This is a genomic window from Pusillimonas sp. SM2304, assembly GCF_031628915.1.
Lineage (GTDB): Bacteria > Pseudomonadota > Gammaproteobacteria > Burkholderiales > Burkholderiaceae_B > Pusillimonas_C.
The window spans coordinates 963,494-985,877 of sequence record NZ_JAVLUJ010000003.1; the positions used below are offsets into that span (position 1 = coordinate 963,494).

A 22,384-nucleotide genomic window follows, 5' to 3' on the forward strand; every position below is an offset into this window, starting at 1 on the left:
AACGAGATTATGAAGCAGTTTTTTTCGTTTGTCAACTCGGGGGAAAGTGTGTCGGGCCTATCGCCTCAAACCGCTTTGCTCCACCGCTCAACAAACCTGCTACGCAATCCGATCAAATCTGGCAAGCCTGAAACTATACCACATTTGCGTTCTGCGCTGTGGGCCCGAAGGCCGCACAACCGATCGCCGCCGCCACCGCAAAACCCATGTGTTATCAAGGTCTTGCGCGGCTTGCGCATCCGGGTAAACCCTGATGTGCGTGCTGCGAAAGAACAGAACTATAGCATAGCTTTTTACGCCCGTGCAAACCGAAATCCCGCCCAACACCACCGCCGCCGGCCCCCATGCGCCTAAGCCGTTGAAATGGCATCGAAATATATTTTAAATAAAAGTGACATAAACCGGATCGGGCACGCCAGAACCGGCCAAAACGGGGAAAAACCCCTCAGCCGGTGCTGGACCTGGGCGTGCCCAAACCCTGCGCCGAGTTCCTGGTGTCGGGCAAGGCTTGGTCGCACGATGCCGCCGAGCCGGGGCGCGTTGCCATCAGGGTGCGCGTGGACCAGCTCGAGAAAAGCGCCCAGAGACGGGTGAAACCGCTCCCAGCAAGAGCGGGATACGCCAAAAGACGGGCGGGCGAGGCGGCGGCAGGGCAAAAAGGGTGCGATGGAACTGGTGTGGTCGGGCGTCTATATGCTTTTCTATATGCAAGTAGGTTTTCTATATGCGGTCATGCTTACATAGGAAGCCAGGATTCTTATAGGAAGCCTGGCTTCTATACACAGGCAGGTTTCTATATACAGGCAGGTTTCTATATACAGGCAGGTTTCTATATACAGGCAGGCTTCTATATGCAGTCAGTCCTCTGTATGCAGTCGGGCTTCTGTACTAGAGATACCAGCTACAGACACTAGTCACTAACCATAGAACTAACCACCCGCCCATAGAGGCACCCATAGAGGCTGACTACAGAAGCTAACCATAGACGTCAACGCCGGGGCAACGCCCAGCTTCCCTATACCAGCAGCTCGGTGGTTTCTTTAATACGCTGCAAGGTAAAGCTGGATCGCATGTCGACCACGGCGGGGTGATGCATCAGCTTGTCCATGGCGAAACGGGAAAACTGGGTCAAGTCTTCTACCTGCACACGCAATAGGTAGTCCATATCGCCCGACATGGCGTAGCACTCTACAACCTCCGGCCAGTCCTGCACATCTCGGGCAAAGTCGGAAACGGGGGAATGGCTGGCGCGAAACACCTTGTTGAGCCGGATCGTTACGTAGGCCAGCAGCTTCAAGCCGACCTTTTCGGGATTCACCAAGGCGGCATAGCGTTCTATATAGCCCTCTTCTTCCAGCCGGCGCACCCTTCTAAGACAGGGGCTGGGCGAGAGCGCAACCCTGTCGGCCAGATCCTGATTGCTCAGGCGCCCATCACGCTGCAATTCGATCAATATTTGACGATCTATCCTGTCCAAGTTGTTTTGAGCCATATAAAACCCCAGTATCCATTACAAGCAGCATTAAATTGCGGTAAATCAATTTTTGCAAGCGATGTTAGCAATCCCCTGCCCTGCATTTTTTCTTAGAATTTTGTATTTGCAGGGGTATTCTTGCCTTGTGGGCAAAACGGGCAAACAGGACGGCGGCTGCCTATGGCGGCCCATCATTGCCGCAGCCGGCCTTGCCCGCCCTGCTCTGACGACACCAACATTCTGGAGACTCATCATGAGCAACGATATTGAGCGATGGGATAACCCCATGGGTACTGCGGGCTTCGAGTTCATTGAATACACGGCGCCCGATCCGGTAGCACTGGGCAAGGTTTTCGAGACGCTGGGCTTCAAGGCTATTGCACGCCACCGCAAAAAAAATGTGACCCTCTATCGTCAGGGCGGCATCAACTTCCTGATCAATGCCGAACCCGACTCATTCGCCCAGCGCTTTGCACGGCTGCACGGTCCATCGATCTGTGCCATTGCCTTCAGGGTGGACGACGCCGGCCAGGCATACCAACGCGCCCTGGAACTGGGCGCCTGGGGTTTTGATTCCGGCAGCGGCCCCATGGAACTGAACATTCCCGCCATCAAGGGCATCGGGGATTCTCTTATCTACCTGGTCGATCGCTGGCAAGGGAAGAACGGGCACGGCGGCATCGGCGACATCAGTATTTACGACGTCGACTTCGAGCCCATCAATCCCGATACTGCGCAGATCGACCGCAATCATGTGGGCGCGGGCCTGACGTTGGTGGACCACCTGACGCACAACGTGCACAAGGGGCGGATGGATGAATGGGCCGAGTTCTACGAGCGGCTGTTCAACTTCCGCGAGATACGCTACTTCGACATCGAAGGCAAAGTCACGGGCGTCAAGTCCAAGGCCATGACATCGCCTTGCGGAAATATCCGCATCCCGATCAATGAAGAGGGCACGGAAGAAAAAGGCCAGATCCAGGAATACCTGGACCTGTATCGCGGCGAAGGCATCCAGCATATCGCGCTGGCATCCCAGGACATCTACGCGACCATCGAACAACTGAAAGCAGGCGGCCTGCAGTTCCTGGACACGCCCGACACCTATTACGAATTGCTGGACCGGCGCTTGCCCGACCATGGCGAAGATACCGACCGCTTGCGCAAGAACAAGATATTGCTCGACGGCGCCCCGGAAGGCGGCTTGCTGCTGCAGATATTCACTGAAAACCAGATTGGCCCCATCTTCTTTGAGATCATCCAGCGCAAGGGCAACGACGGCTTCGGAGAAGGCAACTTCAAGGCCCTGTTCGAATCGATCGAGCTTGACCAGATGCGCCGCGGGGTGTTGAAGACCGCCGAATAAACCGGCAAGCCGGCGGCTGCGCAACACAGCGCCGGCAAACCGATACAATCCCTTCATTCATTTCAGAAGGGATCGGGGAATGCTGGCGTATTTCATTGCACTGCTATCACGCAGTTGGCGGATGTTCTTGACCGTCGCCAAGGTCATGCTTCCCGTCCTGGTCGCGGTGCAGCTGGGGCAGGAACTGGGTCTGGTCGATATGGTGGGCCGCGCCATTGCGCCGGCCATGGCGCTGATGCACCTGCCGCCGGAAGCCGGCATCATCTGGGCAGCCACGGTACTGACCGGCATCTATGGGGGCATTGCTTCGCTGAGCGGCCTGTCGCCGTCGCTGGACTTGACGGCGGCGCAAGTCAGCGCGCTCTGCGCCATGATGCTGTTTTCGCATGCCATTCCGGTCGAACAAGCCATTGTCCGGCGAGCCGGCGCGGCATTCAGCACGACGGCTGCCCTGCGCATTGGCGCCGCCCTCTTCTATGGCGCGGCCGTCTCCTGGATCTGCCACCTGACCGGCACGCTGTCCGAGCCCATGTCGTTCGAATGGCTGCGCGGTTCCTCGGTTCTGGCCAGCCAGGCCGACTCGGGCTGGCTGGCCTGGGTCCTGTCCACCGCGTTCTCGCTGGCCCTGACCCTGGCCGTCATCATCGTCCTTGTGCTGCTGCTCGACGCCATGGACAAGCTGGGCATCACGCGGCGCATTACGGCGGCCACGATGCCCTTGCTCAGAATGTCCGGCCTGGCCCCGGAAGTGGCGCCCGTGACCACGGTGGGCGTGTTGCTGGGCCTGACCTATGGCGGCGCGCTGATCATCGAAGAGGCGAAGAAGCAGAATTTTTCGCCGCGAACCCGCTTCCTGGCCTTATCGTGGCTATCGCTGTCGCACTCGCTGATAGAGGACACGCTGCTGATGCTGGCCTTGGGTGCGGATATCTGGGTGGTGCTGGTTGGCCGGGTGCTGTTGACGCTGGCTATTGTTGCGGCGCTGGCCAGACTGACGGCGCGAGGACGCTGGCGCGGCGATGAAATCAGCCAGCAGCACATATAGCCGCGCAGGCGCACAGCGTGGGCTTGCGCCTGCGCCCAGCCCCGGCGCCTTGGCCGCAGCGCGTCAGCTCGATAAAAGCGCGGTATAGCGCTTTCTGAACTTGGCCAGCTTGGGTGAAATGACCACCTGGCAGTACCCTTGGCCGGGATTACGCGCGTAATAGTTGTGATGGTAGCTTTCGGCGGGCCAGAAGGTCTGGGCCTCCAGCAGGCGCGTGACCACGGGTTCGCCGATTTCATCCTGGACTTCAAGCATGATTTTCCGGGCGGTTTCTTTTTGGGCCGGCGACTGATAAAAAATCGCGGAGGCATACTGGGGCCCCACATCACCGCCCTGCCTGTCCAATGTGCTGGGATCGTGCGTGGAAAAAAACACGCGCAAGACCGTTTCGAAATCAATGATTTCCGGATCGAACACCACACGCACGACCTCGATGTGGCCGGTTGTCTTGGTGCACACCTGCTCGTAGCTGGGGTGCTGTACATGCCCCCCGCTATAGCCGGGCGTAACGCCAAGCACGCCTCGCAGCGCCAGAAACACCGATTCGGTGCACCAAAAACAACCGCCGCCCAGCACTGCCGTTTCAGTCATGACTATTCCTTTGGTTCGAGCGCCGGCGCCTTCCCGTCGGCAAGTGAAAGTATCCATGCTGCCAGCAAGCGGGCGTCAGCGGGGCCGACCTGCGGCTGGGCCGGCATGGGGACCGGCCCCCAACGCCCGCGCCCGCCATGTCGTATGGCCTGGGCCAGGTAATCCTGGGCGCCCTCTTGTCCGGCAAAGCGTTCAGCGATCACCGTCAGGGACGGCCCCACTACTTTCCTGTCCACGCGATGACAGGACATACAGTTTTTGGACTGAGCAAGATTCAGGCCCGTCGTTTGCGCCGCCGCGACAGACGTCAACCCAATGCACAGCGTGCACAATAATATCGAGAGAAACCGTGAAACCATAAACCACACCTGACTGCCTGATGGAAAAAGCCCGCTTGCGCGATGACTTGTAGGTAAACTTATCGCGGTATTATCGGCCATATTCAATCAGGACAACATCTCTATGCTGCAATATCCCCAAATCGACCCCATTGCTTTGCAGATCGGCCCTATTGCCGTGCACTGGTATGGGCTCATGTACCTGATCGGCTTCGCACTGGTCTGGCTGCTGGGGCGCTGGCGCATTCAGCAGGGCAAAACCGACCTGACCTTGCGCGATCTGGAAGACCTGATTTTCTATAGCGTGCTGGGCGTTGTGGCGGGCGGGCGGCTGGGCTATGTGCTGTTCTACAAACCCGGCGATTACCTGGCCAATCCGATCGAAATTTTTTATTTATGGCAAGGCGGCATGTCGTTCCATGGCGGCCTGATCGGGGTGATCACCGTGCTGTTCCTGTTCGCCCGCAAGCGCAAGCGGACGCTGCTGGAAATCGGCGACTTCATCGCTCCGCTGATTCCCCTGGGACTGGCCGCGGGCCGCCTGGGCAATTTCATTAATGGCGAGCTATGGGGACGCCCCACAGACGTCCCCTGGGGCATGGTCTTCCCGCAAACCGGCGATGGCCTGGTCCGGCATCCCTCGCAGCTTTATGAAATGGGGCTGGAAGGTTTTGTCTTGTTTGCCCTGGTGTGGTGGTTTGCGCGCAAGCCCCGCCCGACCGGCCAGATCAGCGCCCTGTTCCTGATGGGCTACGGCATCTTCCGCTTCCTGGTGGAATTTACGCGCGAACCCGACGAGTACCTGGGGCTGCTGGCCGGGGGCTTGTCCATGGGTCAGCTGTTGTCGCTGCCCATGGTGCTGGCCGGCGTGATTATTTTTGTGCTGAGTGCAAAAAAATCGAACCATTGACCGACACACTGACCATTTCCGTGCCGCCTTCGAGCGGCACGCTGGCCTTGTCGGCCGCCATGGCCATCATGCGGGGCGCGGCCTCGTAGCGGGCGCCCGAGCCGCCTAAATTGATTTCCTTGATGCTGTAACCGGCAAAGCCGAAGGCATCGGTCAGGGCCTGTGCGCGATCACGAAAAGCCTGTGCCGCCTTGGCCAGCAAGGCTTCCTCTTGCTTGGCGCGGGCTTGCGGCGAAACCGAAAAACCCAGATTGGCGACGGGCATGCGGTCGCTCACCGAAGCAGCCAGCTCGGATGCCGCCGCAAAATCGCTGGACTCCAGGAATATTTCGGCCCGGCCGCGCCAGTTGGTGATTTTTCCATCTTTGTCGTTCATGGGCCAGATCCGATAGTTGCCGCTGGTGACCTTGATGGCGGCATTGCCCTTGGCGCCGTCTTTGGCCTGCTTCATGGTGTCTTGCAATACTTTCGTCAAGGCATCGGCCACTGCCGTCTGCGACGCCTCGGTAAGTTCTGCCGCCAGGGTGATCTTTACGGTGTCTTGGGCGATTTCCGCATTGGCCTCGGCCTGCAGCGTTGCCTGGGGCCATTTCTGCTTTACATGAGGGCCGTCGCCGTGCTTCTGGGCCGCGGCGGGAAGCGCCACGGCGCCTGCGGTCATGCACAGCGCCAAACCTAACAGCCATTTACGTTTTTGCGTGGAAAGATACATATTGGTCGCCCATAAAGGAAAAGCCCGTCCGAAGACGAGCTTTGAAAAAATGGCCCCGCCTGTGCCGTCAAGGCCGGCATCCTGGAACCTGAGGTCCAAGGTGGTCGCCTTCAGTCAAGCTTCGGGTTCTTCGTAAACGAAGATCACGCCCACTTGTCAATCCAGCAACCTGAATGCCATAAGCATTGGTTCAAGGAATGTATGGCCAAGTCACGAACACCGCAGGGTTTAACTATTTGAACACACAAAGCGTGTATTCGGAAAACTAAGTCGGTTATTTTTGTTGCTGAAGGGCCGGCGTCGCGATCTGATCGAGCAAGTCATTCATATCGTCGATTTTACGCTTGAAGTCACCCACCGCAACATTGCCCAGCGGGCCGTCGGGCGCCCGCATGGTCAGCAGCTCGCCGGCGATCTGGATGGCGGCCATGACGGCGATGCGTTCGTTGCTGGACACTTTGCCCGAACCCTTGACCCCCAGCATGCGCTGGTCGACATGGCGCACCGCTGCCAGCAAGGCCTCTTTTTCCGTGGGCAGGCATGCCAAAGAATAGTCACGCCCCAAAATGGATACGTCGACGCGCTCCATGGCCATTTACTTACTCCTGAGGCGCGCCGGGCAGGCGCACCAATATAGAATCGATCTGTTCTTTGGCCTTGTTTGCCACCAGACGCAGGCGTGAGGTGTCGGCCTGGCTTGCGGCAAGCCGCTGCTGCGCGGTCTGGTATTCGGCTTTGTAGTGGGCCGCTTCATTTTGCAAGGAAGCCTGCGCCGCCCCCGCTTCGGCCTGCAGTGTGCGGACCTGGGCTTCGTGCGCCGCCATGTTCTCGGACACGGAAACGTAATCGGCCTCGCGGCGCTGCAACTGATCGCGCAACGCATCGCGTTCTTGCTCCATGCTTTTCAGGCGTGCCTGCAAAGCGGCGCGTTCGTTCTGCAGTTGACGCGTGAACTGCACCATTTGCCCGATACGGGCGGCGAGAGAATCAAGATCTTGCAACATGGGCGTTATCGTAAACCATCACGACAGAATGTGGATAGGGAAAAATGAAAACCAATCATAACCTTTCACAGCTCTTTCCATAGCCTTTCAATAATCTTTCAAAACACGGTGTATGGCCACCGCCACCTTGCCACAATATGAAAAAACCATGCATATTCGGGGTAAACCCTAGACAACTGAGGGCAAATCGGGGTTTTCAGCACACCCCCTGTCCATTACCATGCTTCACCTTTTGGCGTTTGCTTGCCGTTGTAATCCGCACTCCATTTTGGCGGCCAAAGGCGCTGTAAACACCCGTTTCATCATGCTGTCAGGGAGATTTCGTCAACATGCAGCTCAAAAACAAACAGGACTTCTGGTCCGGCATCATGTTCGTCGCCTTAGGCGTCGGATTTGCGCTGGGTGCAGCCAGCTATTCCATGGGCACCGCGGCGCGTATGGGTCCGGGCTACTTTCCTTTCTGGTTGGGCGTATTACTGGCCCTGCTCGGCGCCATTGTCGCCCTTGGCGCCCTGTCGTCCAAGGCGACCGAGACCGAAGTTGAAAAATTCGACTGGAAAATTGCTTTCATCGTGATCGGTTCAGTGGCGCTCAGCGGCGTATTGCTGAATTACCTGGGTGTCTACCTGACGGTCTTCCTGCTGGTCGTAGGCAGCAGCTTCGCCAGCCACGAGTTCAGTTGGAAGGTCTCGGTATTGACCGGGATATTTTTGGTTTTGTTTGTATGGCTTGCGTTTATCAAGGGACTCGGTCTGATCTTCCCCTTGTGGCCCAGCTTTCTAGGCAATTAAGGAGAGCCGGAAAATGGAATTACTCGAACATTTGATGCTGGGCTTCTCGGTCGCGCTCAGCATGGAAAACCTGGCCTATTGCCTGCTGGGTTGCATCCTCGGAACACTCATTGGCGTGCTGCCCGGCGTTGGCCCGGTGCCGACCATCGCCATGCTGCTGCCTATCACGTATGTGTTGCCGCCGGTTGCCGGTCTGATCATGCTGGCCGGTATCTATTACGGTGCCGCATACGGCGGCTCCACAACCGCTATTCTGGTCGCCCTGCCAGGTGAAACGTCGGCGGTGGTCACCGTGCTCGACGGCCACCAGATGGCCCGTAACGGCCGGGCGGGCGCCGCGCTGGCCATTGCCGCGCTGGGTTCGTTCTTTGCCGGCTGCGTCGCCACCCTGGTCATTGCCGGTTTCGCACCGCCGCTGGCCGAGGTCGCGTTCAAGTTCGGCCCCGCCGAATACTTCTCGCTCATGGTGTTGGGCCTGATCGGCGCCGTGGTGCTGGCATCGGGCTCCCTGCCCAAGGCAATCTGCATGATTCTGCTTGGCCTGCTGCTGGGCATGGTCGGCACCGACGTCAACTCGGGCGTGGCCCGCTACGATTTCGGCATCCCCGAATTGCAGGACGGGATCGACTTTGCCGCCGTGGCCATGGGTGTTTTCGGCTTTGCTGAAATCATGAGCAACTTGGAACTGAAGGACCAGCGCGTCGACCTGACCGGAAAAGTCGGCACGCTTTATCCGAACAAGCAGGAGTTCAAAGAATCCTGGCCCGCCGTCGTGCGCGGCACAGCGCTGGGCTGCGCACTGGGCATTCTGCCTGGCGGCGGCGCGGTGCTGTCGTCGTTCGCCTCGTATACCCTGGAAAAGAAGCTGTCGAAGACCCCCGAGCGCTTTGGCAAAGGACACCCTGCCGGCCTGGCGGGTCCCGAGTCCGCCAACAACGCCGGTTCGCAGGCATCGTTCATTCCCCTGCTGACACTGGGTATTCCGGGCAATGCGGTGACCGCGCTCATGATCGGCGCCATGACCATCCACAACATCCAGCCCGGCCCGCAGGTCATGACCAGCCACCCGGAACTGTTCTGGGGCCTGATCGTATCCATGTGGATCGGGAACCTGATGCTGGTGGTCCTGAACCTGCCGCTGGTCGGGCTGTGGGTCAAGCTGCTGAACGTGCCGTACCGCATTCTCTTCCCTGCCATTCTGGTGTTCTGCACGATCGGCGTCTACACGCTGAACTACAACGTGTTCGATATCTGGATGACAGCGGCTTTCGGCCTCTTGGGCTATATCTGGACCAAGCTCAAGTGTGAAGGGGCGCCGCTGCTGCTGGGCCTGGTGCTCGGACCCATGATGGAAGAAAACTTCCGGCGCGCGCTGCTGTTGGCGCGGGGCGACTACACCACGTTCGTGACTCGGCCGCTGTCCTTGTCCCTGTTGATTGCCGCTGCCATCCTGGTGGTGCTGGTCGCCTTGCCGTCCATCAAGAAGAAACGGGAAGAAGCCTTCGTGGAAGAGGGCTGATGCCCTAATCCCGCCGGATTTCCCCGACATCCGACCCACCGGCACGTACAGCATGCCGGTGGGTTTTTTGTATGCGCCGTATTGAGTTAATCTTATGGGCGGAGCAAACCACAACTTAAATCTAACGGAGAACAACGATATGCCTTCCATCAATGCTCGGACCTACGAGGCTCAGCCTGCCGCCCACGTTGCATTTCTGGGCCTGGGCGTCATGGGCTACCCCATGGCGGGCCACCTTGCCAAGGCCGGACATACCGTCACGGTATACAACAGGACGTTCGCAAAAGCCGAGGCGTGGGTCAAAGAGTTTGGTGGCAAAGCCGCCCGCACTCCAAAAGAAGCGGCACAGGGCGCCAGCATCGTGTTCTGCTGCGTCGGCAACGACGATGACTTGCGCAGCGTCATACTGGGTGAAAACGGCGCGCTGGCCGGCATGGGCGCGGGCGCTATCCTGGTCGATCACACCACGGCTTCGGCCGAGGTTGCGCGCGAACTCTATCAACAGGCCAAGCAACAGAACACAGGCTTTGTCGATGCGCCGGTCTCCGGCGGCCAGGCAGGCGCGGTCAACGGCGCCCTGACCGTCATGTGCGGCGGCGAGCAAGCCCATTTCGACACCATCAGGCCCCTGGCCCTGAATTTTGCGCAGGCCGTAACGCTGCTGGGCGAACCCGGCGCGGGCCAGCTTTGCAAGATGGTCAACCAGATTTGCATTGCCGGCCTGGTTCAGGGGCTTTCCGAGGCCATCGCATTCGGCCAGGCCGCCCAACTCGACATGAAGCAGGTTCTTGGCGTGATCAGCAAAGGCGCCGCCCAAAGCTGGCAAATGGAAAACCGCGGCGCCACCATGATCGAAGACAAATTCGATTTCGGATTCGCCGTCGACTGGATGCGCAAGGATCTTGGCCTGGTCATGTCCGAAGCCAAGCGCAATGGCGCCCGGGTCCCGGTTACCGCCCTGGTCGACCAGTTCTATGCAGACGTCCAGCAAATGGGCGGCAACCGCTGGGATACGTCCAGCCTGATCAAACGGCTGCGGGACTGATCACACCGCCGCGGGCTTCTGCCTGCGCAGCTTCAGTACGGCACATAAACCGACCCCTCCGTCCGCCGAGGGGTCGCCGTCTTTAAGCACGATGGTGCCCCGGTTGCGCTCGGCATACGCCAGCGCAATGGCCAGGCCCAGCCCCGAACCGCCGCTGCGCGGGCCCTTGCGCCCCAGGCCGCCGCGGTCGAAGCGAAGAAACACGCTTTCACGCAAAGAGGGATCCAGTCCGACGCCGTTATCGCAAACGCTGAGCCAGGCGTCCTGGCCGTCGGCCCCCGCGGCAACGGTGATGTCGCAGCCCTCGCCGGCATGGTTGATGGCATTGTGTACCAGGTTGGCCAGCGCCTCGTGGATTTCAGCGTCGCTGCCCTGGACCCACACGCCCCCGTCCGTTTCGCCATCGGGCTGATTGCCGGCATGATCGGCCCAATCGACCCACCCCAGGTCCTGGCGTTTTTCGCGCGCCAGCGGCAAGTACAACAGGACAACCTCGCGCGCCAGCACATTCAGGTCCACCCGGCCCTGCGGCGCCATGTCGCTGCCGCTGGCATGGGCCAGAGACAGCAGTTGCTCGGTCAACCGTGAGGTCTGCCCCAGTTGCTGAACAATGGCGCCCAGGGTTTCCCGCATCCGGGCGATATCCGGTTCGCGCTTCGCATACTGGGCCTGCGTGCGCATGATCGCCAGCGGCGTGCGCAACTGGTGGGACGCATCGGCCAGGAATTGCGCCTGCTTGCCCAGCACTTTGCGGTACAAGTCGATATGATGGTTCACCGCCCTGACCATGGGCACCACTTCATGCGGTACCTGGTTGGCATCCAGCGGCAGCAGGTTATCGATGTCGCGCGCCTTGATTTCACGCCTGAGTTCCTGCAACGGACGCAAAGCCCATGCCACGCTGAACCACACCAGTAATACAGCCAATACCAGCATGCGCGCATCCCGGAACAGCCCCTGGCGCCAGGCTTGCTGCTGCGTGCGCAAACGCATGTCTATGCTTTCGCCGACCAGCACGATGACCTGCCGGTGCATGCCGTTGTAATGCAAGTCGCGCCATAGCGCCACCATGCGTACTTCGTCGTTGCGGTACATGGCGTTATAGAAAACCGGCATGCCTTCGTTGTCGGCCAGCACTTCCGGCCGCGGCAGGCCCTGCATGCCCAGCAAAGTCTTGCCTTCCAGGTGCTGGGCCTGGGTGCCGGCCAGCGACAGCGCAATCGGCGTGACTTCCTCGACCCTGAAATACTTGCGATTGCCCGCGCGGGACTCCAGCATGACCTGCGCATAGAATGGCGGGTCGATGCGCAAGGAACCATCCGGATTGAACTCGACGCTGGTTTCCAGGACCTTGGCTGGCTCCAGCAAGGCGCTGTCGTAGACCTCGCTGGTGACCAGCTTCAAGGCATGGTAATCATTCCAGCTGTCATACACCAATAATCCCACCGTCCCGGGGATCAGCAGGGCCAGCAGCCAGAACCGTATGCTGCCGCGTGATTTACTCGTCAACCAGGCCATGCGTCAAACATTTGCGTTGATGCTTTCAAGCATGTAGCCCAGTCCGCGAACCGTGACAATATGCACGTCGCTGCCCGCCAGCTTCTTGCGCAGGCGGTGCAGGACGACCTCGATGGCGTCCAGGCTGGCATCGCTATCGTGTTCGAACACGCGGTTGTACAACTGATGTTTCTCCACAGGCATGCCGCTGCGGGTCACCAGCACCGCCAGGGCGGCGTGCTCGCGCGGGGTCAGATGCAAAATGGCGCCGTCCAGTCCGAACGCCCGGCTTTCGCTGTCGTAAGTCAGCGAGCCGCACTGCATGCGCGGCGTCTGCCGGCCGCGGCTGCGGCGCACCAGCGCGGCAAGCCTGGCCTCGAGTTCTTCCAGCGCAAAGGGTTTGGTCAGGAAGTCATCGGCGCCCAGATTCAGGCCGCGCACACGATCCTGCAAGGCCCCCTGGGCGGTCAGGATCAGGACCGGGGTGACGTCGCCCCGGTTGCGCATTTCACGCAACAGCACCAGGCCGTGCTTGTCGGGCAGGCGCAAATCCATGATGACCGCATCGAAGCTGGATGCGGCCAACAGCATTTCAGCGGTGTGGGCGTCGGGCGCGTGCTCGGGCAGAAACCCGCTTTGCGCAAGCGCCCTTTCCAGCCAGGCAGCCATTTCCCGCTCGTCTTCAACCAGCAGTACGCGCATGCCCTTTGCCTTCCAGCGCTGGCAGTGAGCGCTGATTTTGCACGCGTTGCCGCAAATAACGGGTTTCCTGCCCACGCTTGAACAGGATCATGGCCAGCTCGTTCAGCGCCAGGGTATAGACCTCGCGCTTGAACTCGATGACGGCATCAAGCGGCACCCAATACTGGCTCCAGCGCCAGGCGTCGAATTCGGGGCTATGGCTTGCCCGCAAGCTGACGTCAGAGTCGCGCCCCACCATGCGCAACAAAAACCAGATCTGTTTCTGTCCCTTATAGTGGCCGCGCGAATCACGCCGAACAAAATTGCTCGGCACGTTATAGCGCAACCAGTCACGCGTCCGGCCTAATATGCGAACATGTTCGGGCCGTAAGCCCACTTCTTCGTGAAGCTCGCGGTACATGGCTTGCACGGGACTTTCCCCGTACTTGATGCCCCCTTGCGGAAACTGCCAAGCATGCTCCCGAATACGTTTACCCCAAAAAACCTCGTTTTTCTGATTTACGAGGATAATGCCGACATTAGGACGGTAGCCTTCACGGTCTAACATGGGCCACCTCAAAGCGAATTCAATACAATTAACGTTGATTATACGTATCTGTCGAGATCCTCACCATGCATGCAAGCAAGTATCACATTAATACACTCAAAGAAGCACCTGCGGAAGCCGAAGTTAAAAGCCACCAGTTGATGACGCGCGCCGGCATGATACGCAAAGCCGCCGGCGGCATCTATACCTATATGCCGCTGGGCCTGAAGGTGTTGCGCAAGATCGAGCACATCGTACGAGAGGAAATGAACCGGGCCGGCGCCATCGAACTGCTGATGCCTGTCGTCCAGCCGGCCGAACTCTGGGTCGAATCAGGCCGCTGGGAGCAATACGGCGCCGAGCTGCTGCGCATCAAGGACCGCCACCAGCGCGACTTCGTCCTGCAGCCCACATCCGAAGAAGTGATTACCGACATTGCCCGCAACGAGATCCACAGCTGGCGCCAGTTGCCCCTTAACTTCTATCACATCCAGACCAAGTTCCGCGACGAGCGCCGCCCACGCTTCGGCTTGATGCGCGGACGCGAGTTCACCATGAAGGACGCCTATTCCTTCGACCGCGATGAAGCCTCCGCGCAAGCCAGCTACGACGCCATGTACGATGCCTATATGCGCATCTTCCAGCGCCTGGGCCTGACTTTCCGCGCCGTGGCTGCCGATACCGGCTCCATCGGCGGCTCGCGCAGCCACGAATTCCAGGTCATTGCCGATACCGGCGAAGACCTGATCGTCTACAACCCCGACTCGCAGTACGCCGCCAACATCGAACTGGCTGAAGCCCCCTGCCTGCTGCCGCAGCGCGGCGAAGCCACCGAGGCCCTGTGCAAAACAGCCACCCCCGATGCGCCCAAGTGCGAAATCGTCGCGCAGCAACTGAACCGGCCTTTGTCGGACACCGTGAAATCCATTGTCCTGGCCACCGACAGCGCCGACGGCTCGGCGCCGGCCAGGATATGGTTGCTGCTACTGCGCGGAGACCACGAACTGAATGAAATCAAGGCCGGCAAGCTGGCCGGCTTCGAAGACGGCTTCCGCTTTGCTACCGAAGCGGAAATCCTGGACACCTTCGGCTGCGTGCCCGGCTATCTGGGCCCCATCGATACGGCCAAGCCCGTCACCGTCATCGCCGATCGCACCACCGCCAACATGAGCAACTTCATCTGCGGCGCGAACGCCGAAGGGTTCCATTACACCGGCATCAACTGGGGCCGCGACCTGCCCGAACCACTGGTGGCGGACCTGCGCAACGTGGTGGCGGGCGACCCCGACCCGAAAGGCGGCCAGTTGGCCATGCAGCGCGGCATCGAAGTGGGGCATGTGTTCTTCCTGGGCGACAAATACTCCAAATCGCTGGACGCTACCTTTTTGGGCGCCGACGGCAAGCCCGCCCTGCTGCAAATGGGCTGCTACGGCATCGGCATCAGCCGCATCGCCGCTGCCGCCATCGAACAGAACCATGACGAGAAAGGCATTATCTGGCCCAAGCCCATTGCGCCGTTCGAAGTCGTGATCTGCCCCATGGGATGGCACAAAAGTGAAACAGTTCGCAACGCCGCCGAGCAGCTGTATCAGGACCTGCGGGCGCAAGGCGTGGATGTCATGCTCGACGATCGCGACACCCGGCCCGGCATCATGTTTGCGGACTGGGAACTGATCGGCGTGCCGCTGCGCATCACCGTGGGCGACCGCGGCCTGAAAGACGGCATTGTCGAGATCCAGGCACGGCGCCAGGATGCCGCGGACAAGGTCCCCGTGGCCGACGCGGCGGGCTACGCCCTGGAGCAATTAAAATCGCTATAGCGCAGTCACACCACCTAACGAAAGTCATGTCCACAGAAACACCCGAATCGCTATCCCGGCTGGATATTCGCGTATATTACGAGGACACCGACGCGGGCGGTGTGATGTATTACGCCAACTACCTGAAGTTCTTCGAACGAGGCCGGACGGAGTGGCTGCGCCGCCTTGGCGTGGATCAATCGACCCTTGCCGAACAGGAACTCCGTCTATTCGTTGTAAAGAACGTTGAAATACAATATCGCAAACCTGCCAGGCTCGACGATTTGCTTGCCATACACAGCACAATCACCCGGGTGGGCAAAGCCTCCATCAATTTTCGACAAGCAGCCATGCGCGCCGGGGAACTGTTGTGCGAAAGCGATATCCAAGTCTGTTGCGTTGACGCCAATACGTTCCGTCCTGCCGCCCTCTCACTCGAACTCAGAAACCTACTGGAAAAGGCCAAGAAATAACCATGCAAGCCTCTAGCGACCTGTCGTTGCTGACCTTACTGATCGATGCCAGCATTCCTGTGCAACTTGTCATGCTCGTCTTGCTGGGCATCTCGATCCTGTCCTGGACGTATATTTTCAGCAAGCGCGCCGCACTGAAACGCGCCAACGACCAGACGCGCCGTTTTGAAGACGACTTCTGGGCCGGCGGCGATCTTTCCGTGTTGCAGCAGGCCATCGCCACCCGCCGTGCCGAGCATGGCGCCCTGGCGCGTATTTTCGACGCGGGCATGACCGAATTCGTCAAGGCCCGCCGGAACAATGGCGGCGGCGACGCCATGCTCGACGGTCCCAGGCGCGCCATGCGGGCGACCTACCAGCGCGAAATGGACAGCCTGGAATCGCATCTGAACTTCCTGGCCTCCGCCGGCTCGGTCAGCCCCTATATTGGCTTGCTGGGCACTGTCTGGGGCATTATGCACGCCTTCATCGGCCTCTCGTCCATGCAGCAGGCCACACTGTCGGCGGTCGCGCCCGGCATCGCGGAAGCCCTGATTGCCACCGCCATCGGCCTGTTCGCGGCGATTCCCGCCGTCATTGCCTACAACCGCTATACCAACGAAATCGACAGGCTTTCGATCCGTTTCGATAGCTTCATCGACGAATTCCTGAACATCTTGCAACGGCAGGTGCACTAATGCCATCCGCTCGCGGCGGCAACGGCCGCTCTCGCCGTCTTAAAAACGAAATCAACGTGGTGCCCTATATTGACGTCATGTTGGTATTGCTGGTGATTTTCATGGTGACGGCGCCCATGATCACGCCCGGGCTGATCGAGCTTCCCTCTGTGGGCCAGGCCTCCGAAGTCGTGACCAAGCCCGTCGAGGTCCAGGTCAGCGAGGACGGCGCCATATCGTTGCGTGTGCGGGACGCCGGGGCCGAGTTCGAGCAGATCAACAGCCAGAACCTGGTCACCGAAGTGCAGAACCGCATCACGGCCGATACCCCGGTCGTGATCGCCGCCGACGGGCGCGTTCCCTACGAAACGGTCATGAAGATCATGGATCAACTGCGCAGCAGCGGCATTACCCGACTGGGGCTGCTGGTCGACCAGCAGCCGAATCCCGAACAACGACTGAACTAAGCGGGCCGCCGCCTTGAACGCGGCGGGCAGCTCCACACGCAACGCAATGAAGCAAATCAAGAAATATACAAGCCGACTATCCGAGCAGACCCCCGAACAGCGCGATGACCGCCGGGGGTTGGGCTACGCGATGGCCATACACGCTGCGCTGCTTCTGTTCATGCTGTTCAGCTTCATTGACGCGCCCCAGAACCCCAACCCGGTTCAAGTGGAGCTCTGGGCCGACGGGACGACGCCCACCGCCGCCGAACCCGACACCCAGGCCGAAACCGAACCCGATGTGGCCGAGCAGCCCGACACGCCCCCCGTCGAGCCCGAGCAGCCGGCTGAACCACAGCCAGAGCCTGAACCGCAGCCCGAACCCGAGCCGACTCCCACCCCCGAGCCGACGCCTCCCGCCGTCGAGCAGCCGCCCGTTCCGCAGCCCGAACCCGAAGTAGATCCCGATATTGCGTTGGAAGAAGCACGCAAGGAACGCGAAAAAAAAGAAGAGGAAGCCCGTTTGGCCGCCGAGAAGGCAGCGGCGGAAAAAGCCGCAGCTGAAAAGGCCGCCGCCGAGAAAGAGGCCGCGGAAAAAGCGGCCGCCGAAAAAGCCGAGGCCGAACGCAAGGCCAAGCAAGAGGCTGAAATCAAAGCCAAGGAAGAAGCCGAAAGGCAAGCCAAGCTAGAGGCGGAAAAGGCGGAAGCCGAGAAGAAAGCCAAAGAAGAAGCCGCCCGCAAGGCTGCTGCTGAAAAAGCCGAAGCGGAAAAGAAAGAAAAAGAAGAAGCGGAGCGCAAGGCCGCCGCCGCGAAAGCGGCTGCGGAGAAAGAAGCGGCTGAGAAGGCCGCAGCGGAAAAAGCGGCCGCCGAGAAGGCCGCGGCGGAAAAGGCCGCTGCCGACAAGGCAGAAGCCGAGAAGAAGGCGGCTGCAGAGAAAGCGGCGGCCGAGAAGAAGAAAGCGGCTGAGAAAGCAGCCGCCGAGAAAAAGGCCGCGGCGGAAAAGAAAGCCGCGGCAGAGAAAAAAGCCCAAGAGGCGGCCAAGCTCAAAGCCATCCGCGAAGCCATGCACGGGGATGCGCTGGGCGCTGCCGGCATACCGGGCGGCACCGCCGATCGCAACCAGGCGGGCGGCGGCGGCAACGATGGCGGATACGCGGCCAAAGTCCGGGCTTGCGTACGCCCCCGCGTGATTTATAACGTACCGGCACGGCAAGGTTCAGCCAACCCGACAGTACAATACAGGGCACAGCTAAAATCGGATGGAACCGTAGAAAATGTCAGCATTCGCCGCTCGTCGGGGAACCCCCGCTTTGACGAAGCGGTCCGAAAAGGAATACAGGCATGCTCACCCTTCCCGAAACCGCCTTCTGGCAAGTACCCCTCTTCCATCGAGGGTGACTACCGCATGTACGATTAACAGGAGATAGTAGATATGACAGCAGTCACTCCAGCAAAAACCGCCGCGCCCCTGCACTGGCGCGCCTGGGCTCTGGGAATATTTCTGCTGGCGGTCAGCCTTGTCGCTGCGCGCCCGTCCCTTGCCCAGTTGCGGGTCGACATCTCCGGGGTCGGCGCCACACAATACCCGATCGCGATTGCCGATTTCGCCGGCGATGCGCAGGGCCAGAACGTGGCCGAAGTCATACGCGCCGACCTGACGCGTTCCGGGCAGTTCCGTCTGGTCAACGCCACCGGCAGCAATCTGAATGTCGAAAGCACCATTGCCCACGATGAATGGCGCGGCCGCGGCGCCGATTACCTGGCCTACGGCTCCATTACCCAGTCGGGCGGGCAATACAACGTCAGCTATCGCCTGGTCGACACGGTGCGCAAAACGCAACTGGATGGCGTCGCCTTCTCGGGCACCGAAAAAGAGCTGCGCCGCATTTCCCACCAGATCGCCGACCGCATCTATGAAAAGATCACCGGCGTGCGCGGCGTGTTCTCGACGCGCCTGGCTTATGTGTTGCAAACCGGCAACACGTATGAGTTACAAATTGCTGACGCCGACGGCCAGAACCCGCAAGTCATGCTGCGTTCGAAGCAGTCCATTATTTCGCCGGCCTGGTCGCCCGACGGAAAACGCTTGGCCTATGTCAGCTTCGAAACCGGCAAGCCCGTCGTATACGTCCAGACACTGGCATCGGGCCAACGCGTTCCGCTGGCCAATTTCAAAGGCAATAACAGCGCGCCCGCCTGGTCCCCCGACGGTCAGCAACTGGCCATCGTCCTGTCGCGCGACGGCATCTCGCAGATCTACACCATCAATGCCGACGGCTCCGGCCTGCGCCGCGTGATGCGTTCGCCGCTGATCGACACTGAACCGCAATACACGGCAGATGGCGGATCGCTCGTTTTCACCAGCGATCGGGGCGGAAATCCGCATATCTACAGGGTCCCGGTCAGTGGCGGCGATGCGCAGCGCATCACCTTTAACGGAAGTTACAATATCTCACCCGCCATCTCGCCAGACGGAAACAACCTGGTGTACGTTACAAGAAGGAATGGTGCTTTCCGTGTTGCATTACAAGACATGGGTTCCGGCTCAGAACAGCTCCTAACGGCCGGTCCCGATGACGAGTCACCAAGTTTTGCACCCAACGGAATGCAAATCCTTTATAGTTCTGTACAAGGTGGTCGCAGCGTTTTAGCCGTTACTTCTGTCGACGGTCGTGTCCGCCAAACACTATCTGCGCTGAACGGTAAAGTACGCGAACCAACCTGGGGACCATTCACTAATTAATTTTCAGTGTGACTCTTTTTCAAAGGAACTTAAATGAGCTCGCGCATCGCAAAAAGCCTCACCATAGCCGCATTTGCCGCCACGTTGGCGGCATGCAGTTCGGTACCACTCGACCAGTCCGGCACAGGCGCTGGCACCGGCGGTACCGACTCGGCCAGCTCGGGGCAGATTATGGACCCGTTCAATCCTCAAAGCCCGCTCGCCCAACAGCGCTCGGTGTACTTCGACTTTGACAGCTATACCGTCCCCGACCAATACCGCAGCCTGGTCGAAATGCATTCTTCGTACCTGACCAGCCATGCGCAGCAAAAAATCGTTGTCGAAGGCAATGCCGACGCACGCGGCGGTTCTGAATACAACCTGGCCCTGGGCCAGCGCCGCTCGGACGCCGTTGCCCGCATGATGACCTTGCTGGGTGTGAACAGCAACCAGATTGAAGCCATCAGCTTCGGTAAGGAACGTCCTAAAGCCATGGGCAACACGGAAGCCGACTACGCTGAAAACCGTCGTGCAGATATTGTGTATCAACGATAATACTGAACACGTGTCACCGTAACGCCGTGGCGGCTCCCGCCGCGGCGTTTTTATTTGAACGGAACCCAAAATGAGCGTTTATTCCCAGCCTCTGCGCATTGCGCTGTTAACCGCAACCCTGTCCCTGTCGGCCGTCTTCACAGCCCCTGCCCAGGCATTTTCCGATGACGAGGCCAGGCGGGCGATTCTCGAGCTGCGCGAGCAGGTCAAGCGCGAAGCCGATCAGAACAGGCAGGCGCGGCTTCAACTGGCCGATCAGATGGAAGCAATGCAGCATGAAATGGCCCGCATTCGCGGGCAGCTGGAACAACTGAACTGGCAAGCCGACCTTCAGCAGCGCGCCAGCCAGGATCAGTCGGGCGGCAATACGACCCAGGTCGCCGACCCGCAAGAGCAGGCCGCCTACGAAGGTCCCATGGGCCTGTTCCGCAGTGGCAAATACAAAGAAGCCGCAGCCAGCTTCAACGACTTCCTGGACGCCTACCCCAATAGCCAACTGGCGCCCGAAGCCCGCTTCTACCAAGGCAGCAGCCGCTACGCCAGCAAAGACTTCAAGGGCTCCATAGAAGGGCTGCAGGCCATGATACAGGCCTCGCCGGACGACCCTCGCGCACCCGACGCGCTGCTGGTCATCGCCGCGAGCCAGATCGAGCTCAACAATATGTCCGGCGCCAAAGCCAGCCTGCAGAAGATCGTCAAGGACTACCCCAACTCATCTGCCGCCGAAACGGCAAAAAGCCGCCTGACGCTGCTGCAGTAGCACCGCTATTCCGGTTCTGGCCCCCGATCTGATTCCACGCTGATTTTTCATGTCTTCCGACCTGGCTTTACCCCGCTACACTTTTTTCGATCAAGCATTTTCGCAGCACTACACACAAGCGGGCCAAGGCGACGTCCTGTTGCTTATCCACGGCTCGCTGTGTGATTATCGTTATTGGCGCTGGCAAATTCCCGCCCTGAGCCAGGGCTGTACCGTCGTGGCGCCCAGCCTGCGCGGGTTTTGGCCGGAAGCCCTTGCCACGGAAGACGCGTCGTTCAGCATCGCCCAGCATACCCGCGATATGCATACCCTTATCCGGGCGATCAGCCCGGATCGTCCCGTCCACATACTGGGGCATTCGCGCGGCGCACAGGTTGCGCTGGAACTGGCATGCCAGGCGCCCGAACTGACCCGCAGCCTGATCCTGGCCGATCCGGGCTTCCGTGTCGATGACGAAGCCGAAACGGCTTCATTCCATGCCAAGGCCGTCGCCCTGCTCGAGCAGGGCGAGGTTGACAAGGCGTTGGCGGATTTTGTAGACGGCGTCAACGGGCCCGGCACATGGCGGCAGATGGTGGGCTGGTTCAAGGCCATGGTCAAAGACAACGCCTATACGCTGTTGTCGCAAGTACGCGAAATCAATCTGGGCATCAGACTGGAGCGCACCGCCGGCCTGCAATGCCCCGTATTGCTGATAGGCGGCGCAAACAGTCCGGCGCGGTATGGCAGCCGCCTGGACATCCTGGAACAGGCTATCGTGCAGGCCCGGCGGGCCACCATCCCCCTGGCGTCGCATGGCATGAACCTGGCCAATCCCAAGGCCTTCAATCAGACCGTCGCCGATTTCCTGGCGCAGACATGACAAAGGGGCTGAATGCCCCTTTGTCATGTCTACTGCGGCCCCGGCGCCTGATGCCGGCGCGGCGCACTCAACACATCAGTGCGCTTTGGTATTGGCCGGCTTGACCTCGCATTGCGCGCTGGCTTTTTCACCTGAGTCGAAAAGAAAGTCCATGGCAACCTGGCTGCCGACCGCTGGAGGCGTGTCCGCCTTTTCCAGCATGGCATGATAACCGCCCGGCTTGAACTCCAGCTCGCCGCCCGCCGGAATGACGATGTCGTGCGTTTCCGACATTTTGCTCATGCCGTCCTGCTGCGTGGTCTGATGGAGCATGACCATGCCATAGGTGGCCGATGCAGCGCCTTGCAGCTTGACGTCGTGCTGGCCGGCATTCTTGACCAGGAAGTAACCGGCGGATGGCGCGGGCGCCGGCAAGGCGCGTATCCAGCACGCCGACACATCGACCGTCTGGGACGTTTTGGCCTGGGCGGCGCGGGCCTGCCAATCCGTTGATGAAGCACCGTGGCCGTGCCCATGGCCGCCATGGGCAAGCGCTGCGCCGCTGAATGCGATCAGCCCGGCAAGAACAAGTGATTTCACGCACAACTCCTT

Annotated in this window: 25 protein-coding genes, 1 other RNA gene and 1 pseudogene; 16 read left to right on the top strand and 11 right to left on the bottom strand. The window is 60.0% G+C overall.

The annotated features are described in order from the left end of the window. Positions 1–449: 449 nt before the first annotated feature. Positions 450–914, top strand: a pseudogene (locus RE432_RS19650) (DUF2169 domain-containing protein); the annotation flags it as partial. Between the two features lie 101 nt (positions 915–1,015). On the opposite strand, the gene RE432_RS19430 reads toward RE432_RS19650, so the two are convergent. Next, on the bottom strand, positions 1,016–1,492 hold the full coding sequence (locus RE432_RS19430; RefSeq protein ID WP_310935162.1) for an Lrp/AsnC family transcriptional regulator: 477 nt from the start codon (positions 1,490–1,492) through the stop codon (positions 1,016–1,018). A gap of 235 nt (positions 1,493–1,727) precedes the next feature. On the opposite strand from RE432_RS19430, the gene hppD reads away from it, so the two are divergent. After that, positions 1,728–2,840: a 4-hydroxyphenylpyruvate dioxygenase gene (hppD, locus tag RE432_RS19435; protein WP_310935163.1), complete on the top strand. Its 1,113-nt coding sequence runs from the start codon at positions 1,728–1,730 to the stop codon at positions 2,838–2,840. Positions 2,841–2,961: 121 nt separating this feature from the next. Continuing rightward, complete coding sequence (locus RE432_RS19440) at positions 2,962–3,885, top strand: nucleoside recognition domain-containing protein (RefSeq protein ID WP_310935164.1); 924 nt, start codon at positions 2,962–2,964, stop codon at positions 3,883–3,885. A 63-nt stretch (positions 3,886–3,948) separates the two neighbouring features. On the opposite strand, the gene msrA is transcribed toward RE432_RS19440, so the two are convergent. Together msrA and RE432_RS19450 are read right to left on the bottom strand one after the other, a co-directional pair. Beyond that, positions 3,949–4,476 carry a peptide-methionine (S)-S-oxide reductase MsrA gene (gene msrA / locus RE432_RS19445; protein ID WP_310935165.1) on the bottom strand — a complete coding sequence of 176 codons (528 nt, stop codon included), beginning with the start codon at positions 4,474–4,476 and terminating at the stop codon, positions 3,949–3,951. A gap of 2 nt (positions 4,477–4,478) precedes the next feature. Continuing rightward, positions 4,479–4,835 (bottom strand): c-type cytochrome, encoded by a 357-nt coding sequence (locus RE432_RS19450; protein WP_310935166.1) that lies wholly within the window; start codon positions 4,833–4,835, stop codon positions 4,479–4,481. Between the two features lie 103 nt (positions 4,836–4,938). Here RE432_RS19450 and lgt point away from each other — a divergent pair, with 103 nt between their 5' ends. Beyond that, on the top strand, positions 4,939–5,724 hold the full coding sequence (gene lgt, locus RE432_RS19455; RefSeq protein ID WP_310935167.1) for a prolipoprotein diacylglyceryl transferase: 786 nt from the start codon (positions 4,939–4,941) through the stop codon (positions 5,722–5,724). Here lgt and RE432_RS19460 read toward each other — a convergent pair. From RE432_RS19460 to RE432_RS19475, 4 genes are all read right to left on the bottom strand, one after another. After that, positions 5,687–6,385, bottom strand: a complete 699-nt coding sequence (locus RE432_RS19460) for an SIMPL domain-containing protein (RefSeq protein WP_310935168.1) — start codon at positions 6,383–6,385, stop codon at positions 5,687–5,689. The genes lgt and RE432_RS19460 overlap by 38 nt on opposite strands. Before the next feature lie 99 nt (positions 6,386–6,484). After that, positions 6,485–6,667: non-coding RNA, 6S RNA (gene ssrS / locus RE432_RS19465), on the bottom strand. 43 nt (positions 6,668–6,710) lie between these two features. After that, positions 6,711–7,025 carry a cell division protein ZapA gene (locus tag RE432_RS19470; protein WP_310935224.1) on the bottom strand — a complete coding sequence of 105 codons (315 nt, stop codon included), beginning with the start codon at positions 7,023–7,025 and terminating at the stop codon, positions 6,711–6,713. Positions 7,026–7,035: 10 nt separating this feature from the next. Continuing rightward, the gene (locus RE432_RS19475; protein ID WP_310935169.1) at positions 7,036–7,440 is read right to left on the bottom strand and encodes a hypothetical protein; all 405 of its coding nucleotides are present in this window, start codon (positions 7,438–7,440) and stop codon (positions 7,036–7,038) included. Between the two features lie 329 nt (positions 7,441–7,769). Here RE432_RS19475 and RE432_RS19480 point away from each other — a divergent pair, with 329 nt between their 5' ends. The 3 genes from RE432_RS19480 to RE432_RS19490 all read left to right on the top strand — a co-directional run bounded on the left by RE432_RS19480 (position 7,770) and on the right by RE432_RS19490 (position 10,795). Continuing rightward, entirely contained in the window at positions 7,770–8,231 is a 462-nt protein-coding gene (locus tag RE432_RS19480; RefSeq protein ID WP_310935170.1) for a tripartite tricarboxylate transporter TctB family protein, read from the top strand. Between the two features lie 13 nt (positions 8,232–8,244). Further along, positions 8,245–9,750 carry a tripartite tricarboxylate transporter permease gene (locus tag RE432_RS19485; RefSeq protein ID WP_310935171.1) on the top strand — a complete coding sequence of 502 codons (1,506 nt, stop codon included), beginning with the start codon at positions 8,245–8,247 and terminating at the stop codon, positions 9,748–9,750. A 139-nt stretch (positions 9,751–9,889) separates the two neighbouring features. Continuing rightward, the gene (locus RE432_RS19490) at positions 9,890–10,795 is read left to right on the top strand and encodes an NAD(P)-dependent oxidoreductase (RefSeq protein ID WP_310935172.1); all 906 of its coding nucleotides are present in this window, start codon (positions 9,890–9,892) and stop codon (positions 10,793–10,795) included. Here the strand turns inward: RE432_RS19490 and RE432_RS19495 are convergent, their stop codons facing one another. From RE432_RS19495 to RE432_RS19505, 3 genes are read right to left on the bottom strand one after another with little or no spacing between them, the layout of a single operon-like run. Beyond that, positions 10,796–12,313, bottom strand: a complete 1,518-nt coding sequence (locus RE432_RS19495; RefSeq protein WP_310935173.1) for a sensor histidine kinase — start codon at positions 12,311–12,313, stop codon at positions 10,796–10,798. It lies immediately after the preceding gene. A gap of 3 nt (positions 12,314–12,316) precedes the next feature. After that, positions 12,317–12,994, bottom strand: coding sequence for a response regulator (locus tag RE432_RS19500; protein ID WP_310935174.1), 678 nt, complete (start codon positions 12,992–12,994; stop codon positions 12,317–12,319). Then, a complete protein-coding gene (locus RE432_RS19505) occupies positions 12,975–13,541 on the bottom strand; it encodes an RNA pyrophosphohydrolase (protein ID WP_310935175.1) in 567 nt (188 codons plus the stop codon). Before RE432_RS19505 ends, RE432_RS19500 begins: the two co-directional genes overlap by 20 nt. A gap of 65 nt (positions 13,542–13,606) precedes the next feature. Here RE432_RS19505 and RE432_RS19510 point away from each other — a divergent pair, with 65 nt between their 5' ends. From RE432_RS19510 to RE432_RS19550, 9 genes are all read left to right on the top strand, one after another. Continuing rightward, on the top strand, positions 13,607–15,340 hold the full coding sequence (locus tag RE432_RS19510) for a proline--tRNA ligase (RefSeq protein WP_310935176.1): 1,734 nt from the start codon (positions 13,607–13,609) through the stop codon (positions 15,338–15,340). A gap of 26 nt (positions 15,341–15,366) precedes the next feature. Continuing rightward, positions 15,367–15,792: a tol-pal system-associated acyl-CoA thioesterase gene (ybgC, locus tag RE432_RS19515; RefSeq protein WP_310935177.1), complete on the top strand. Its 426-nt coding sequence runs from the start codon at positions 15,367–15,369 to the stop codon at positions 15,790–15,792. A gap of 2 nt (positions 15,793–15,794) precedes the next feature. After that, positions 15,795–16,469 carry a protein TolQ gene (gene tolQ / locus RE432_RS19520; protein WP_310935178.1) on the top strand — a complete coding sequence of 225 codons (675 nt, stop codon included), beginning with the start codon at positions 15,795–15,797 and terminating at the stop codon, positions 16,467–16,469. Beyond that, positions 16,469–16,915 carry a protein TolR gene (gene tolR, locus RE432_RS19525; protein ID WP_310935179.1) on the top strand — a complete coding sequence of 149 codons (447 nt, stop codon included), beginning with the start codon at positions 16,469–16,471 and terminating at the stop codon, positions 16,913–16,915. The genes tolQ and tolR overlap by 1 nt, the downstream gene beginning before the upstream one ends. Positions 16,916–16,961: 46 nt before the next feature. Continuing rightward, the gene (tolA, locus tag RE432_RS19530; protein ID WP_310935180.1) at positions 16,962–18,311 is read left to right on the top strand and encodes a cell envelope integrity protein TolA; all 1,350 of its coding nucleotides are present in this window, start codon (positions 16,962–16,964) and stop codon (positions 18,309–18,311) included. 15 nt (positions 18,312–18,326) lie between these two features. Next, entirely contained in the window at positions 18,327–19,637 is a 1,311-nt protein-coding gene (tolB, locus tag RE432_RS19535; protein WP_310935181.1) for a Tol-Pal system beta propeller repeat protein TolB, read from the top strand. A 33-nt stretch (positions 19,638–19,670) separates the two neighbouring features. Beyond that, a complete protein-coding gene (gene pal / locus RE432_RS19540; protein WP_310935182.1) occupies positions 19,671–20,171 on the top strand; it encodes a peptidoglycan-associated lipoprotein Pal in 501 nt (166 codons plus the stop codon). Positions 20,172–20,241: 70 nt separating this feature from the next. Next, a complete protein-coding gene (gene ybgF / locus RE432_RS19545; RefSeq protein ID WP_310935183.1) occupies positions 20,242–20,931 on the top strand; it encodes a tol-pal system protein YbgF in 690 nt (229 codons plus the stop codon). A 49-nt stretch (positions 20,932–20,980) separates the two neighbouring features. After that, positions 20,981–21,793 (top strand): alpha/beta hydrolase, encoded by an 813-nt coding sequence (locus tag RE432_RS19550; RefSeq protein ID WP_310935184.1) that lies wholly within the window; start codon positions 20,981–20,983, stop codon positions 21,791–21,793. A gap of 75 nt (positions 21,794–21,868) precedes the next feature. On the opposite strand, the gene RE432_RS19555 is transcribed toward RE432_RS19550, so the two are convergent. Further along, the gene (locus RE432_RS19555; protein WP_310935185.1) at positions 21,869–22,372 is read right to left on the bottom strand and encodes a copper chaperone PCu(A)C; all 504 of its coding nucleotides are present in this window, start codon (positions 22,370–22,372) and stop codon (positions 21,869–21,871) included. Positions 22,373–22,384 lie beyond the last annotated feature (12 nt).